Raw genomic sequence first — 16,160 nt, 5'->3', positions numbered from 1 at the left:
GCGTTTGACTGTCTACCAGAGAGTGACAATGAACCCGTTCGAAGACATGCGTATTTTTTGCCAGGTCATGGACTCCGGCAGTTTCACTGCTGCGGCCGATCAGTTGGGCCTGTCCAAGCAGTTCGTCAGCCGCCGTTTGATGCAGCTCGAAGAGCGCCTCGGTGTGCGGTTGTTGAACCGTTCCACCCGACGCCTCGACGTCACGCCACTGGGTCAGAGCTACTACGAATCGGCGCTGCGCCTGCTGGGCGAAGTGGAACAGGTCGAACAGGGCATTGCTGGGCAAACCGCCGAGCCGCGCGGGACGATTCGCGTCAGTGCGCCGCTGTCATTTGCCGTGGCGCATCTGGGTTGTCTGTTGCCGCTGTTTTTGCAGCGCTATCGCGATGTCACCGTGGAAGTGGATTTGAGTGATCGCCCGGTGGACCTGCTCGGCGAAGGTTATGACCTGGCGTTGCGTATCGGTGTGCTGGAAGACTCGACGCTGATCGCCCGGCGTATCGCCGCCATCGAACGGGTGTACTGCGCCAGCCCGGCGTATCTGGCCGAACGTGGCACACCGCTCAACCCCGAAGACCTGCACAGCCACGACTGCCTGCCGTACGGCCATGGTCGTTCGGTGCAATGGCGCTTCAACGCGGGGCAGGGCAAGCCGCTGCTGGTCAACGTCACCGGGCGCATGCGGGTGAACAACGGCGAGTTGCTGCGCGATGCGGCCGTGCAAGGAATGGGGATTACCTATCTGCCGACGTTCATCGTCGGCGCGGCGCTGAAGGACGGGCGTCTGGTACCGGTGCTCGACGACTACAGGCCCGAACCGCTGACCCTGTCGGCGGTCTACCCGCAGCATCGCCAAGCGTCGCGCCCGGTGCAGGCGTTGGTCGAGTTTTTGCGCGAGCGCCTGAATCAGATGTAAGCGTTCCGAACTGTAGGAGTGAGCCTGCTCGCAATAGCGGTGTTTCAGTCGATGATGATTTGGCTGAACCGCCACAATCGCTGGCAAGCCAGCTCCCACAGTGGATCGGCGGTGTGGCTTACAAAGTCGCAACAACCGTATTGATCGGGCTGTTCTAGACTCGGGGCCGCTCAATCACGAGCATCGTCCGGAGTGCGCCATGGAAGTGCCCAACAATAAAACCGCCATCGACAGCAATCGACAGGCGTGGAACGATTCCGCTCGCCATCACCGTGAATCGGCGGAATGGCAAGCGCTGTTGAACGACGTTTCGCAGGCAGATTTTTCCTGCCTCGACGACACCTTGCGCGGTCTGCTGGAACAGGTCGGCGTGGACGGTAAAGAGTTGATTCAACTCGGTTGCAACAACGGTCGCGAAAGCCTGTCGCTGTTTGCCCTCGGTGCGCGCAGTGTGGTCGGCGTCGATCAATCGGAGGCGTTTCTCGAACAGGCTCGCGAATTGAACCAGCGCTCGCCGTACAACGCTGAATTCATCGAAAGCGATATCCATCACTTGCCGGCTGCGCTGCACAGCCGCTTCGACGTGGCGCTGATCACCATCGGCGTGCTGAACTGGATGCCCGACATCGGCGAGTTCTTTCGCCACGTGGCGTTAACCCTGAAACCGGGCGGCAAACTGGTGATCTATGAAACCCATCCGTTTCTGGAAATGGTTGATCCTGAAGGCGAAGACCCGCACCGCCTCGCCAGCTCCTACTTCCGCGCCGAGCCATTCGTGCAGGAAGAACCGATTGTCTACGTCGGCAAGGTCGAGCAGCAGGCTGCCAAGTCCTACTGGTTCGTGCACACCCTCGGCGCGATCTTCAGCGGTGCCATCGCCGCCGGCCTGAACATCGCGCATTTCAGGGAATATGCACATTCGAACCGCGAAGAGGTGTATGACCAGTACCTGAATCGGCCAGCGCAGATGCCGCTGTGCTTCACCCTGGTCGCCAGCAAGGCCTGAAGCTTTCCATCGCTCCAACCGGCCTCATCGCTGGCAAGCCAGACTCCCACAGTTTTTTGGTTCGCACGAAAATAGCGAGGACACCTGAACACCTGTGGGAGCTGGCTTGCCAGCGAAGGCGTCGGCAAGATCTCAAGTCTGGCTGAAAGAATCAGAACCAACTTCGCCCGTTTGACCCTTCTGAATGTTTGAGCAAGCCTGTGCCACATAGGCGATGGCTCGAAGATGGTGTCGTACACAAATCCAATGTGGGAGCGAGCCTGCTCGCGATGGCGGCCAAATGGCCGCCATCGCTTTTACGATTGAATCACGCCTGCGCCGCCGCACTCACCACTGGCCGCCCAGGTTTGCGCAGGGGTTCCAGGCGTGAGCCGTCATAGCGGCTTTCGCGGTAGAAGCGCCAGCGGCCGAACAGGCCGTAGACGTGGGTGACGCGGCCCTGTTCGTGGTAGCCCATGCGGATGTGCAGCTTCAGCGCCGGGATGTTGTGGGTTTCGCAGACGTCGACGACTTTGTCGCAGCCTTGAGCCGCCATGGCTTCCCAGAGGGCGACTTGTACGTCCACCGACAGGCTGGTGCCGAAATACGGCCGGGCCATTTCGCCGCCGAATTCGAAGAACTCGCCAGGTTTCACCGGAAACCAGCAGCCGTAATAGTGGCGGTCGTGGTAGTCGCGAATGCTGCCCCAGATGAAGGCCACCGCGTGGCCGTCGGCATCGAGGTACATGTGTCCGGTGTGACCCTCGGCGGCGAGTTCGGCCATGGTGTCGACGCGGTCGCCGAAGTGTTTGGCGAACGCCCCGGTGTTCAGCGGGGTGATATCGACTTTGCGCAAGCCTTCGTAGGGGCGCAGCTTGTGCGGCGGCACCGGGGAGACCAGGTCGCGCTCCATCCACAGCAGCTCCCAGTGGAAGAACACGTAGCGTTTCCACAGGGTGGCGAAGAGACGGCCGAGGCCTTTTTGACGGATGCGTTCGCGCAGCTTTTCGATAACACTCATGTTGCCCTCCGTGGCCGAGGCCCGGTGTGGTGGATGTTGCTGTTGTGAGAATGAATCAATCGAGTGCCGCGGCACCCCGTAAAAAATCCTTGTTCAGATCGGCATAGGACACCCGCGGTACCCCCGTCAGCCGCTGCTCCAGCACGCGGCTCAGGGATTCTCCAGGGTTGAGATAGGCATCGCCGAAATCGCTGTCGAGCTGATTGGGGTGGGCGACGATTTCCAGCACGCCGTCGCTCGGTGCGGGGGCGTTGCGCAGGTCCACCGGCGTGCACACATAGTCCGCCGTGGCTCCGGCCAGACTCTGCAAGCGCCAATTGAGCAAACCTTTGAACACGCGTTTTGGCAGACTGAGGTTCTGCCCCAGATTGCGCGCCAGGCGAATCGGCACGCCTTGCTGAGCGGCAAACCGCGCGACGATTTCACCAATCGGCCAGATGTTGTGCACGTGTTGGTGCGAGTCGATGTGGCTTGGCCGTACGCCATGCTCGACACAACGCTGCCACTGCGCCTGCAACTCTTCTCGTACTGCGTCGCGATCTTCGCGACTCAGCCACAGGCTATGGCGTGGCAGGCTCAGATCGAACACGCCATGCCCGTCGCAAAAGGTTCGGCTGCGCAGAATCGAAGCACTCAGCGGTCGACCGTAAGTCAGATTGAAGTGCAACCCGACCCGACCTTGCAGCGACGCATGCCGGGCCATCACACAGGCCGCCTCAAATGCCGGCATGTTGGCCATGGCCGTGGCCGAGCTGATGACCCCGGCCTGAAACGCGGCGAAGATCGTCGCGTTTTCGTTCGGGCTCAAACCGAAATCGTCAGCGTTGACTATGACTTGGCGAGGCATGATCGCCCTCCGTGGTGATGACGACAGGTGTGGGTGCCGGTCTGGCTGCACGTCGCGCGCGCCATTGCTGCACCGTCGGTTTCAAGCGATGCCAGAGGCGCAACCCCAGCCCCAGCAATATCCCGCTGGGGCGCCAGGAATAGAAACTCCAGCGCCAGTGTTCCAGTTGGCCGGTCATGCGCTCGTGTAACTGGTGGCTGGAGTTTTCCAGGCTGACCCGCGAGGCATCGATCCAGCGCCAGTGCTCATCCAGCCCCCAGCGAATCCATTCCTCCAGCAACACCCGACCGCTGCCCAGATCGGCGTATTGCGGCAGGAACGCGAGGTTGTAATCGTAGAGTCGACCCTGTTCCAGCAAGCCGAGGCGATAGCTGATGCAACGCCCGTTGAGTTCCAGCGTCACCACCCGCACCAGGCCCTGGCCGGCGAGGGCGGTGAAGGCGCGTTCGATCCATTGCCGACTGCGCTCGCTGGCGAAGATCCCCACGCCTTCGTCACCTTTCCAGCTCACCGCTTCGACTTCGCTGATCGCCCGCAACAGTGGACCCATGCTCAGCGCGTCGGGGGTAATGCGCCGCACCAGGGCGCCACACGCGGCAATCCGTTTGCGCGCCCGGCGCAGCTTGTAGCGCGGGTCACCGGAGACCTCCTGGTGATCCGCCTCGCTGATCAGATGCACCGGCACCCGGCAACTGAGACGGCGTTCGCCCGTGGAACTGTGGGCCATCCATGGGGTGAGAGCGCTTTCTTCACCCGCAGGCTCGGATAACTCGTTGAGTTGCAGCAGCGCGTGCGGCAGGTGTCGGCGGATCAGGCGCAGGGCTTCGCGCATGTCATCGCCCTCGAGCAACGACAGCAGCGCCAGTCGGTCCGCCAGTGGATGGCCCAAGTGATGCAACACGCGAAACGGCATGCCGGCAAAGCGCTCGCGGCCCGCCACCAGTGGCAGGCACAGGCGCAATTCGTCCGCTTCCCAACCGAGCAGGATGTGCAGGCTCTCGCCCGCGCTCAGTGTCTGCTCCGCCGCGCACAACCAGCCCAGTTGGTTGAACGGCGTGTGATCCGTCACCCGCAGGCGCAGCGCCTCATAGGCGACCGCCGGGAAATCGGCAGCGCACAACGAAGTGCACCATTCGAATCGCGTCACCATAGATTCAGGCCGCCGTGGCTGTGACAGGTGGACGGGACGGTTTGCGCAGCGCATCCAGCCGCGAGCCGCTGTAGCGGGTTTCGCGGTAGAAGCGCCAGCGACCGAACAGGGTGTAGACGTTCATGATCCGGCCTTGCTCGGTGTACCCCATGCGCAAATGCAGTTTCAGCGCCGGGATGTTGTGGAATTCGCAGACGTCCACCACCTTGTCGCAGCCCTGGGCCGCCATGGCTTTCCACAGTTCCAGCTGCAGGTCTACCGACAGTTCGCTGCCCCAGTAGGCGCGGGTCAGCTCGCCGCCGAACTCGAAGAATTCCCCTGGTTTTACCGGGAACAGGCAGCCGTAGTAATGCCGGTCGAAGTAGTCCCGTGCGCTGCCCCAGATGAACGCCACGGCATCGCCCTGATCGTCCAGGTGCATGTGCCCGGTGTGCCCTTCGTTGGCCAGCTCGGCCATGGTCCCGACGCGGTCGCCGAAGTAGCGGGCAAAGGCGCTGGCGTTGTCGGCGGTGATTTTTACCACCCGCAGCGGCGGGTACGGTTTGAGGCTGTGCGGTGGCACTGGACTGACCAGATCGCGCTCCATCCACAGCAGTTCCTGATGGAAAAATACGTAGTGCTTCCACGCCTTGGCGAGGGTGGCGCGCAGGCCTTTTTGTTTGATGTGCTGACTGAGTTTGCTGACGGTACCCATGTTCTGTACTCCGGCGATATCGCAGGGCGAACGACTGTGGCGAGGGAGCTTGCTCCCGCTCGGCTGCGCAGCAGTCGCCAATAGGGTCGCAAGTATTGGGGCTGCTTCGCAGCCCAGCGGGAGCAAGCTCCCTCGCCACACATTTATTTTCGCCATGCATTGTCTGAAATTCGGGTTCATGACGCGCTCCAGCTCAACGCGAACAGGGTTTGCCCTGGCAAGTCGAAGCTGACGCGTCCTTCGCGGCAGGCAAATGGTGCGTCGCGGCTGCGGTTGTCTGCGCCGAAGTAACGCAACGCACCGTTGTTGAGTGGGCACTTGGCGCCACTCAGGTCGACCCGCTGCAAACGCGTGCCCTTGTTCACACCGAGCAGGCCACGCTGGTCGTCGCCGGCCATCGCCAGCACATCGACTTCGAAGCCGTCGTTCTCCAGCCACAGCACCTGATGCAGCCAGTGCTGCGCGATGAACTGCTGGGCCAGCCCCACCGGTTTCAGCTCGAAACCCTCAGCGCCCAGGACCCGGATCATGCCTTTGGGGTATTCCGGCTCATCGGCGGCCTGAAACCAGTTGAGCATGCTCAGCAAACCGTCCTGCGAAGCGTTGATCACCACCGACGTCCACCACAGCGCGGCGTACCGGGTTTCTTGATCGTAGGGGCTGAGGCTGGAGCCGCTGGAGAGGTTGGTCTGATCCAGCAGCAAGGCCTTGCGCGGTTGGCCGTGGGCGTCGAGGCCAACCAGTTCGGCGGCGCGGCGCACGCTGTCGCGGTAGACCCGGGTGGCGAGCAGGTCGCGGATCATCCATTCGTGCCAGGCCAGTGCGTCGATCTGCTCGGCGGACTCACCGAGCAAGCGCCGCGCCCAGTCGATGCCACGCTTGTCTGCCGCGTTATCGGCGAACGGCCCGTTGACCAGCCGCGAACTGGCCGGCATGGCGATGCGCACACCGGCCCTGGCATTTGCCGGATCGCTGCGCACTTGCCTGGCCATGCTGGCGAAAATCGCCCGGTATTGCTCGAAGCTCGAATAGTTGAGGTTCGGCTCATCGGCAAAACCGATGTAGTGCGTGCCCGTGCCGCCCAAGGCGCGGGTGCCGGCCAGCCACGCGTCGAGCCCGCCATTGCTTTGCACGTCGGCGCGCAGATCGGCCTGACGCTGGCTGCCGGCGAGCAGGGTGATGTCCTGACGGATGCCGAAGCGCTCCTGATAAACCTTGCGGAACGCGTCTTCGAAGTGCGGATTCTTCGCCGTGACATCGACAAAACTGTAGTAACTGGCGGCGGTCGCTTTCAACGCATCCAGCACCGCATGGCTACTGGTGGGCGGCATCACGTAGGGCAGGGCGATGCCCAGATCCGGCGTGCGTCCGAGGATTTTGTCGTGCAGGGTCAGGTGAATCTGGCCGGTCTCTTCGCGCACAGGTTTGAGTTGCTGCGCAGTCTGCGCAAACCGATTGGCCGTGCCGTCGAGCCAGAACGCCGCTTTGCCGCTGCCTTGCAGACGCAGGCGCCAGACCTGTTCGCGTTCGCTGACCGGCAACGCCAGTTGATCGAACTGCCAATAGGCGCGATAGGGTTTGAGCGCCAGCGTCAGTGGCTGATCATCGCCCACCCGTTGCGCCTGCAGCGCGTTGACCCCGCCATGAAACTTGCCGGCCAGCACCGCGTGTTCCCCTGGCGCCACCTTGAAATACAGCTCGTCGCCGTTCTGTGTCTGCGCGCTGAAATGCACCTTGGCCGGCTCGAACAGCGCCACGGTGTGCTCATCGTGTTCGACCCGATAATTGCGGAAGCTGTAGCCAGGAATTTCCAGACGATAACTGGCAGCGCCCGGCAGCAGCGGCCAGCTCTGGCTGCCACGGGTTTCGCTGGCCTTGATCAAGCGTTCGCCCTGCAGTTTGCCCTGGCCGTCGAGCAGGTACAGATGCTCTTCGTTGGCCTCGGCCTGCCACGCCGGGGTCCAGCGCACGGTCACGGTGTCCGGGCGATCGGCTTGCAGATACAGGCTGCCGTCGCGGATCTCGCCCCAGCGCATCGACGCGGCAAAGGCGTCCAGCGACAGGCCGAGACCGAGCAGCAGAAGCAGGCCTTTCATACGGCCTTCCGGTGCAGCATCTGCCACATCGGCGCGACGTCGCTGGGCAGGATGATCAGGGTTTGCCAAAACGCCACGCCGCTTAAACGGCAGTACAACACCAGCATCGCCACGGTCACGGCCAGGTAGGCAATCGACGATGCCGCCGCTGCACCGACGATGCCGTAGGCCGGAATCAACACCAGGTTCAGCGCCAGGTTGAGCAGGGCGCCGAGGCCCATCAGCAGCGACACCGTACCGGGGCGGTTTTTCCCCAGCAGGTCCAGACGCAGGATGCTCGCGTAGCACAGCCCGAGCAGCCCCGGCAGCAAGGCGAGCAGCGCCGGATACGCCGGTTGGTAAGCGATGCCGAACAGGGTGACGATCAGCCAGTTGCCGATCACGGCCATGCTCAGGCACGCGCCGAGCATCACCGTGGCGGTCAGGCGCAGGGCCAGCGGGGTGACCTTGTCCATGCCTTCGTCTTGTTGCAACAGGCGTTTCATCAGCGGTGTGGTCACTGCTTCCGGGACGATCAGCAGCAGTTCGGCTGCGGCGCTGGCCATCGCATAATGCCCCAGCGCGGTGCTGCCGAGCAGGGCGCCGATGAACAGGTAATCCGAGCGCAGAATCACTTGCTGGAACAGCAGGTCCGGATGGCTGCGCGCGCTGTAGCGCAGCAGTTCGTTCTGGCTGGCGCGATCCCATTGCAGGTGCAGCGGTTGCGCGCGTTTGAGCCAGACCCAACCGGCCAGCACCACCAGGCTGATCCCGGCCAGCCAACTGATCAGCGCCGCTTCCAGCGCCGCGCTTTTCCACATCCAGAACAGCGCGAGAAACAGCAGCAGCGGCGCCAGTGATTCGGTCAGGCGCAAGGCGTTGAACGCGACCACGCCACCGGAGGCGTTGTGCAGGGTCAGCAGACCGCTCTTCAGCACGGTCAGCGGTACCGCCAGCAGTAACAGCCAGGCCAGCAGACCGAGCTGCACGGTGACATCCAGTTCACTGCCGAACTCACGCACCAGGGCTACCACCAACAAGGTCAACAGGCCGGCGAGCAAGCAACCAAACACCAGCACCTGACTCAGCAGCAACCCCATCGGCCGTTGCTTGGCGGCCTGATAACCGACGGCTGAATTCAACCCGCCACTGGTGGCAGCGCTGATCAGATCGGGCAAGGTGCTGAGCAGCGCAAACAGCCCTCGCTCACTGGGGCCGAGGATCCGCGCCAGCAACACATTGCGCAGCAAACGCAAGGCGATCATCGCCAGTTTGGTGCCCATGCTCAGCGCCAGATGCTTGAGGTAATGGCTGCGGCTCATGGCCGGTTTCCACGAAAGATGCGCCACGACAGCAGCTCGGGATTACGCGCGGTGCGTTGGCTGACGCCGAAACGTGGCAGGTTCAGTGGATCGCCTTCGCCGCGATAGATGCCGGTGCCGGTGCCCAGCGCGAACGGGTAATCGTGCGCGGCAATCTGTTTTCTTACTCGCTCGTCGTTGTTGCCGTTGGGGTAGCAATACACCGGCAGTGGCCGGTTGCAGCCGTTGTTCAAGGCGTCGCGGCTGCGGCGGATTTCTTCGCTCAGGCGCACATCGTCCAGTTCCGTGAGGATCGCGTGGCTGGCGCCGTGCGGGCCGAAACGCACCAGCCCCGAGGCTTCCAGCGCCCGTACCTGATGCCAGTCCAGTGCTTGCGGCTGCGCTTCGGGCGGACATTCGTCGGTCAAGCGTTCAAGCATCGCCGGTTCAAGGTCTTTGAGGCTTTGCAGGTAATGCAGCAGCGACAGGCTGCGGCGGTCGACATCGATGTCATCGACCAGTACCGGCAGTGGGTGGTGGATCATGTGCAGGTATTCGATCAAGTGCATGCGCGCCTTTTCGCCATGGCTGCCCCACAGGGTCTCGCCAAGGCTTTCCCACCAGAAGCGCTGGCGGCTGCCGATGAAATCGGTGGAGAGAAAGATGCTCGCCGGCACCTGATGTTTTTGCAGCAGCGGGAACGCATTGACCGCGTTGTCGCGCCAGCCGTCGTCGAACGTCAGTGCCACCCGTGGACGGTCGCTGCGCAGTGAGGTGGGCGCAAGGATGTCCATCAGCGGCACGCAATCGAAGTGTCGGCGCAGCCACACCAGCAGGTGCTCGAAGGCTTTCGGTCCGACACACAGCTCATTGCGGTGCGGCAGGTCGGCGGCGCGGTCGTTGGCCAGCACCCGGTGCAACATCAGGATCACCCCGGCGCCGTGCAGCTGATTGCGTCCCACCGGGGAATTGAGGTAAAGCCAGCCACTGGTGCGTTTTATTAATTGTTTGATCGCCATGGCTTCGCTCCTTTCAACGGTTTTGTTCAGGATTCCACTGGGCGTAACGCTGGCCGCGCAGGAACTGCCACAGGCCGATGCTCATGCCTGCCAGCGTGACCAGCAGAAATGCCGCAAGGCGAAACGGTTTGGGTAACCGGTGTTGTGAATCCAGCAGTCCGGCAATCGCCACGGCGTAACCGAACAGTTGGGCGATCAGGGCCAGTCGATAGAATCCGTGGTCCTCCCACAGCCAGAAATTGCTCAGCAGCAATGGCAGCAGGAGGATCGGTGCCAGGCGCCGGATCAGCTTGTGGCTGATCAGCGCAATCGAATACAAGCCATGTTTGAGCGGGTTGAGCAGTTCACGGCGCTGGGCGAGGCTTTGCAGGCCACCGACGGTGACGCGTTGACGGCGGCGGAACTGTTTGTCCGCTTCATCGACACCGTGGTCGATCACCTGCGCCTCGGGCACATAGACAATGCGCTTGAAGGCGACCGGCGCGCAGGTGCTGAGAAAGAAGTCGTCATTGACCTCCGCCGGTACGCTCTGGAACAGCTCGCGGCGCAGGGCGAGCAGGGCGCCGTCGGCCGAGACCATGCAACCGGTGCGATTCTCCACCCGGCGCAGCCAGCCCTCGTAATGCCGGTACAGACTGTCGCCGACGCTGAGGCCGCCGCCGGTCACCGGAATCACCATGTGCCCGGCGCAGGCACCGACGTTGGGGTCGCTGAGCGGTGCGAGCAGGTAGCCGAGGGTTTCCCGCGACCATTGGTTATCGGCATCGGTGAACACCAGGATATCGCCGGTCGCCAGTGCCGCCCCGGCATTCAGCGTTGCCGCTTTGCCCTGGCGCGGCAGATCGAGCACGGTGATGCGCGAATCGATCACCTTGTGCGCACAGGCCACGGTGTCGTCGGTCGAGCCGTCGCTGGCGAGAATGATCTGCAGCGTGGCCGGCTGATAGTCCTGCGCCAGCAGCGTGCGCAATTTGTGCTCGATGTGCCGCGCCTCGTTGTGCGCGGCGATCACGATGCTGATGTTCAGCGGCGGCGCCGGGCTGTGGCGCCAGGCCGGGAACAGCGGCGCCAGCACCGTCAGCAGCAGCGGGTAGCCAAGGTAGGCGTATACCGGCAGCAGCAGGCACAGCCAGAAAATGAATTCAGCCACGGGCAGGCCTCCTGGCATTCCAATGACACAGACTGAGAATGAACGCGGCGCCCGCCAGGTGCAGACGCACCCAGTGCAGGCCCCACAGTTGCAGGGTCAGGCCGATGTCGCGGTGTTTGATACTCTGCCGCACGCTCAGCACCAGCCCCGGCAGAAGGGTCAACGCGACCATGGTCGCGGCGTGATGCGGGAAGCCGTCGAGCAACGCTGAAATCGCCAGGAAATCGAGGATCCACACCGCAATCGACAGCAACGGAAAACGCAGCAGGCGCAGGCTGAACCCGTGGGTGCGCAGCAGTTGCAGATGACTGCCCTGGCGCCACATTTCCTTGCCCATCCACTCGCGCCAGTTCATTTCGTAGCCCCAGTGCAGGGCGACGTTGTTGTTGATCGAGAGCAATACGGCGCCGTTGTCGCGCAGGCGCAGGGTGAATTCCTTGTCCTCGCCAGTGCGCAGGTGTTCGTCGAAACCGCCGACCTTGTCGAACCAGCGCCGGCGCATCAGCAGGTTGGAGCTGGGTAGCCAGTCCACCGGGTGCGAGCTCTGGCTGGACGGGCGCAGCGTGCGCCGTTGCCAGGCAGCGGCGTACCACGGCGCGGCAGCGGGGGTGTGCAGGTCCAGACCGAACACATCGGCCTGACCCTCGGCTTGCAGCTCGAACAAGGGCTTGAGCCAGTCTTCGGGCATCTCGACGTCGGCATCAATGAACGCGATCCACTCGCCGCTTGCCAGCAGCGCACCGCGATTGCGCAGCGCACCGATCAGCAGGCCCGGCAGCACCAGCACCTGTGCACCGAACTGGCGGGCGATGTGCGGGCCGTCGTCGCTCGAACCGTTGTCGACCACGATCAACTCGCACTCGACATCGGCTGCATGTGCGGCTTTTTGCGCGGCCAGCAGCGTGCGGCCAATGTGCCGGGCCTCGTTGAACATCGGGATGATGATGCTGATCCGGCTCATGTCCTTGCCTCGGTCAGTGGCGCCTGCTCGGCCTTGAGGCGCAGGACGCTGGTCAGCGCGAGCATGATCCACAGGTATTTCTGGTTCGGTGCGCTGAGGAACATCAGGAACAGGGTCAGCGACAGGAAGCTCACGCCGAGGTGGGTCATCAGGTCCGCCTGTTGCCAATCGCGCCGCCGCATCCACGCGGCGCGTGCGCGAATCAGGTTGTACAGGCCGAGGCCGAGCATGCCGACGAACAGCAGGCCGGCAGGAATCCCCAGTTCACTGAAGATTTCCAGGTAGGTGTTGTGCGCACGGCGGTACAGGTCACCGATCTTGCGGTTGGCGGAAAACGCCTTGGCGTAGCCGGTGGTCGCGTAGTGCAACGGGAAGGTGCCGGGGCCTGAACCGAGCAGCGGGTTCTCGCGGATCATCTGCCCGCCGACCACGATGTACGAAGCGCGGCGGCCGAGGGATTCATCCTGGGCCTTGGAGCCGGCACTGAGAATACTCAGCGACTGAATGCGCGCGGCGTAGCCGGCGGGCATCGCGTAGATCGCCAGCGGAATCACGATGGCTGCACCGAGCATGGCGAAGCCCAGGTGCCGAGGGCGAATCCGCGTCAGTTGCGCGCGGTAGTGCCAGCAGCCGATCAGCAGACTCAAGGCCACCACCACCAGCCCGGAGCGCGATTCGGTCTTGGTCATGCCACCGAGCAGCAGCAGGCAGCAAGCGCCCCAGAACAACCGGTGGAGCAGATTCGGCCCCCGAATCACCAGCAGCAGGCCCAGCGGAATGGCGAAGGCGATCAGCAGGGCGAAGGCGTTGGGGTCCTCCAGCAGCCCGGCGGCGCGGCCTTGATCCTGGAATTTGGTCGAGAACATCGCCATGGCGCAGGTGGCACTGACGCTCAGGGTCACCAGCCGGGCGAACAGGTCAAGATTCAGTTCACGGCCGATCAACAGGGTAATGACAAACAGGATCAGCCCGACGCTCAGTTCACGCAGATGCCCCAGTGACATACCGAGGTCATCGGTGTTGAGCAAACTGAGGAAATACAGGACGAGGAACCACAGCAGAAACCGCCAGATATTGCTGCGCAGGCGCTCGCCGGGAATCTGATGCAGGGCCAGTTGCAGCATCAGGATCACCGCCAGCGAGGCGCCGATCAGTTTGCTTCCGGACAGCGCACTGTCCTTGAAGAAACCTTCAAACGGCACCAGCGCGGCAATGCCCAGCAGGCCCCAGGTCGGCTTGCGGTACAACACCGTGAACCCCACCAGACCAATGACTGCACCCGGTGCGAGAAATGGATAAGGGCTGGCGAGCAGACCGATGCACACCAGACCGAGCAGCGTGACGATCGAGAGCGGGAAAATCATGCGCGTGCCTCCCGTGCCGTGCGGATGTACAGCTGCGACCAGCGTTCGGCCAGGGCCTTGAGGTCGTAGCGATCCTGTTGCGTACGCTTTGCGTTGTCACACAATTGCCGAGCCAGGTTCGGCTCGTTCAGCAGGTTATCGAGCTGGCGGGCGAGGTCGGCGCTGGCGGCGGGTGTCGCCAGCAAGCCGTTGTGCCGGTGCTCGAGTACATCGGGAATGCCGCCGACCGCAAACGCCACCACCGGCACGCCGCTCTGCATCGCTTCGAGCAGAATCATCGGCGTGCCTTCGGTGCGCGAGCTGATCACCAGCGCATCCAGTTGTTGCCACCACGGCTGCATGGCGGTCTGGTAACCGGGCAGGCGAATTCGTTGCTGCAAACCTGCGGCGTCGATCCGCGCCTGCAGCGCCTCACGTTCCGGGCCGTCGCCGAGCATCACCGCGTCCAGTTGCGGATGCTGGTGACACAGCGGAATCAGCGCATCGAGAAACAGGTCCGGACCTTTCTCGCTGCTCAAGCGCCCGACATAACCGGCCAGCCAGCGCTGGCGGTCAACGTTGCTGACCAGCGCGGCGGCAGCGGGTAAACCGTTGGGGATCACCTGCAGCTTTTCAGCTTGCACGCTGGCCTGACGATGCAATACCGCGATGCTCTCGGCCACGCACACCACCCGATCCACCGACGCGGTGCGGCACAACTGCAGACTCAGCCAGGTGTAGAACTTCTGTTTGCGGCTGCGCGGGGTGAAGCCGTGCTGGGTGATGACCAGCGGCAAACGCAACAGCGTCGCGCCGACCCAGCCGAACAACAGCCCCTTGAAGTTGTGCGTATTGATCAGCGGCCGTTCGCTGCGCCGGGCCCGCAGGTGGCGCAACAACTCGCCCAGCCCGGCACAACCACGACAGTCCACCCCGGCTTCGCGAAAGCGCGCGATCAACGCGGGCGGTGCATCGAGAAACAGCACCTGGTGCTGCCCCGGTGTCGCCAGGCAGTGATCGAGCAACATGCGCTCGGCCCCATAGAAGCCGCCGCTGCTGAGCAAGTGAATGATCGGCAGCGCGGCGTTCGGGGTGGACAGCGTGTTCAATTGCGCACCCAGTGCACGAAGCTTGGCACGGTCCAGTTCTTGTGCGGATTGCTCGGCAGCACGTTCTCGTCGTTGATCACCAGCAACACCGGCAGGCCCAGTTCGTGGGAGATCTGCGCCGGATGTTTGAAACGGTGATCGAAGAACTCACGTACATAAACCAGGGCAATCGCCAGCAGCAGACCGGTGAACAGCCCGAACGGAATGATCAGCAGCGGTTTGGGGAACGCCGGCTCGGTCGGCTCGAACGGCGGGCTGAGCACCTTGGCGTTCGACAGGTCATCGTTGAGCGAACCGGCGGTGCTGCTTTCGGCGAAGCGTTGCGCATAAGTCGAGAACGCCGTGTGCAGCGCGTCGATTTCCGTGTCCATCTGCCGCAGCTTGCTCTGGGTCTGTTGCAAGGTGTGGATGCGGTTCTTGAACTCGGCGATGCGCGCGGTTTTCTGATCGATCACCTGTTGCACCACGGCCAAGTCATTGGTGCGTTCCTGAATGCGGTTGCTCACCACTTTGAGGAACTGCTGGCGGGTGCGGGCGATCTGCTCACGGGTCAGCAGCATCGGCTCGCTGCCGGGCTGGAACACGGCGAGGTCATTCATGTAGCGGCTGACCTGAGTGGTCAGTTGCTCGCCCAACTGTTTGATTTCCCGATCCTCGAACGCCACGTTATCGACGGTGGTGGTGAAGGTGAAGGGGAAGGTGTAGTCGTTGAGCTTATTGCTGCTGGCAGCGGTCAGCGCGGTTTTCAGGTATTCGAGCCAGCGCTGGCTCTGCAACAGGCGATCCTGATACAGGTTCAGGGCCTGCTCTTCGGTATTGATCGCGTTCAGGCGGAAGGTGATTTCTTCCTTCGGATCGGACGATGCAACACTTTCCAGCAGCGCTTGCCGATTACCTTCCAGCCCATCGAGGCGCACCTGATACAGGTGCTTCTTGGTTTCGTAGAAGGATTGCGGCAAGTCGATCGATTGCAGCGCCTGACGGCTGACCAGGTAGTTCTGCAGCAGGGTCGCAACGAACGTGGTGCCCTGATGCGGATCCGGGAAGCTGTAGATGATCGAGATCACGTTGGAGCCGGGCAGGGTCTCGATCTTCAGGCTGTTGATCGCATCTTGCGTCAAGCCATCGAGCACCGTGTCACGCACCGGATCGGTTTGCAGCCCGAGCATGTTGCGCAGCGGATTGATCACGTACTCACGCAGCGGCGAAGAGACGTAACGCCGGATCGGATCGCTCACCAGTTTGGCGAACATACCGACCGGCGGGTTGTACTCGCCCTTGTCGCGCAACTCGCTGATGGTCTGGCGGATCAGCGCCGGGGACCGCAGGATGTTGCTTTCGGTTTCCATGTCCGCCAGCGACGGCGGAATGAAGGTGGCGTTATCGACCGTCAGTGACGTGGTGGCGTCACCCTGGGAGAGTTTTTTCGACTGCACGATCACTTGGGCGGTGATATCGAAGCTCTGTTTGAGCACCAGCGGCAGTACCAACGCGATGACTGCAAAGATCAGGAAGACCCGTTTCACCAGCTGCTTGTTGGCGAAGAAGATCCTGAAGAACTCATGCAGGTAGTTTTCCTTTGGATTCAT

At 62.7% G+C, this 16,160-nt stretch carries 14 protein-coding genes; 2 read left to right on the top strand and 12 right to left on the bottom strand.

What is annotated here, in order from left to right:
* The first annotated feature begins 28 nt into the window (after positions 1 to 28).
* Together ACYZUM_RS15095 and ACYZUM_RS15090 are read left to right on the top strand one after the other, a co-directional pair.
* Complete coding sequence (locus ACYZUM_RS15095; protein WP_007961294.1) at positions 29 to 916, top strand: LysR family transcriptional regulator; 888 nt, start codon at positions 29 to 31, stop codon at positions 914 to 916.
* 199 nt (positions 917 to 1,115) lie between these two features.
* Entirely contained in the window at positions 1,116 to 1,922 is an 807-nt protein-coding gene (locus ACYZUM_RS15090; protein WP_108183145.1) for a class I SAM-dependent methyltransferase, read from the top strand.
* A 307-nt stretch (positions 1,923 to 2,229) separates the two neighbouring features.
* On the opposite strand, the gene ACYZUM_RS15085 is transcribed toward ACYZUM_RS15090, so the two are convergent.
* From ACYZUM_RS15085 to ACYZUM_RS15030, 12 genes are all read right to left on the bottom strand, one after another.
* Positions 2,230 to 2,922 carry a GNAT family N-acetyltransferase gene (locus ACYZUM_RS15085; RefSeq protein WP_041066238.1) on the bottom strand — a complete coding sequence of 231 codons (693 nt, stop codon included), beginning with the start codon at positions 2,920 to 2,922 and terminating at the stop codon, positions 2,230 to 2,232.
* Between the two features lie 55 nt (positions 2,923 to 2,977).
* Positions 2,978 to 3,769, bottom strand: coding sequence for a ChbG/HpnK family deacetylase (locus tag ACYZUM_RS15080; RefSeq protein WP_108184411.1), 792 nt, complete (start codon positions 3,767 to 3,769; stop codon positions 2,978 to 2,980).
* Positions 3,741 to 4,919, bottom strand: a complete 1,179-nt coding sequence (locus ACYZUM_RS15075) for a GNAT family N-acetyltransferase (RefSeq protein ID WP_108183144.1) — start codon at positions 4,917 to 4,919, stop codon at positions 3,741 to 3,743. The genes ACYZUM_RS15080 and ACYZUM_RS15075 overlap by 29 nt, the downstream gene beginning before the upstream one ends.
* A 4-nt stretch (positions 4,920 to 4,923) precedes the next feature.
* Complete coding sequence (locus ACYZUM_RS15070; RefSeq protein WP_007961305.1) at positions 4,924 to 5,613, bottom strand: GNAT family N-acetyltransferase; 690 nt, start codon at positions 5,611 to 5,613, stop codon at positions 4,924 to 4,926.
* 176 nt (positions 5,614 to 5,789) lie between these two features.
* Complete coding sequence (locus ACYZUM_RS15065; protein ID WP_108183142.1) at positions 5,790 to 7,709, bottom strand: hypothetical protein; 1,920 nt, start codon at positions 7,707 to 7,709, stop codon at positions 5,790 to 5,792.
* Positions 7,706 to 9,010, bottom strand: a complete 1,305-nt coding sequence (locus tag ACYZUM_RS15060; RefSeq protein ID WP_041066252.1) for a lipopolysaccharide biosynthesis protein — start codon at positions 9,008 to 9,010, stop codon at positions 7,706 to 7,708. The genes ACYZUM_RS15065 and ACYZUM_RS15060 overlap by 4 nt, the downstream gene beginning before the upstream one ends.
* Positions 9,007 to 10,008 carry a polysaccharide deacetylase family protein gene (locus ACYZUM_RS15055; protein WP_108183141.1) on the bottom strand — a complete coding sequence of 334 codons (1,002 nt, stop codon included), beginning with the start codon at positions 10,006 to 10,008 and terminating at the stop codon, positions 9,007 to 9,009. The genes ACYZUM_RS15060 and ACYZUM_RS15055 overlap by 4 nt, the downstream gene beginning before the upstream one ends.
* 13 nt (positions 10,009 to 10,021) lie before the next feature.
* Positions 10,022 to 11,158, bottom strand: a complete 1,137-nt coding sequence (locus tag ACYZUM_RS15050; protein ID WP_108183140.1) for a glycosyltransferase family 2 protein — start codon at positions 11,156 to 11,158, stop codon at positions 10,022 to 10,024.
* Entirely contained in the window at positions 11,151 to 12,119 is a 969-nt protein-coding gene (locus tag ACYZUM_RS15045) for a glycosyltransferase (RefSeq protein WP_108183139.1), read from the bottom strand. The genes ACYZUM_RS15050 and ACYZUM_RS15045 overlap by 8 nt, the downstream gene beginning before the upstream one ends.
* Positions 12,116 to 13,483, bottom strand: coding sequence for an O-antigen ligase family protein (locus ACYZUM_RS15040; protein ID WP_108183138.1), 1,368 nt, complete (start codon positions 13,481 to 13,483; stop codon positions 12,116 to 12,118). Before ACYZUM_RS15040 ends, ACYZUM_RS15045 begins: the two co-directional genes overlap by 4 nt.
* Positions 13,480 to 14,571, bottom strand: a complete 1,092-nt coding sequence (locus tag ACYZUM_RS15035) for a glycosyltransferase family 4 protein (protein ID WP_108183137.1) — start codon at positions 14,569 to 14,571, stop codon at positions 13,480 to 13,482. Before ACYZUM_RS15035 ends, ACYZUM_RS15040 begins: the two co-directional genes overlap by 4 nt.
* Entirely contained in the window at positions 14,568 to 16,160 is a 1,593-nt protein-coding gene (locus ACYZUM_RS15030; RefSeq protein ID WP_108183136.1) for a GumC family protein, read from the bottom strand. Before ACYZUM_RS15030 ends, ACYZUM_RS15035 begins: the two co-directional genes overlap by 4 nt.

The sequence above is a fragment of the Pseudomonas sp. m6p genome, from assembly GCF_055760375.1.
Note: the sequence above shows the minus strand (reverse complement) of the source record. Positions and strands in the feature narration are given on the sequence as shown.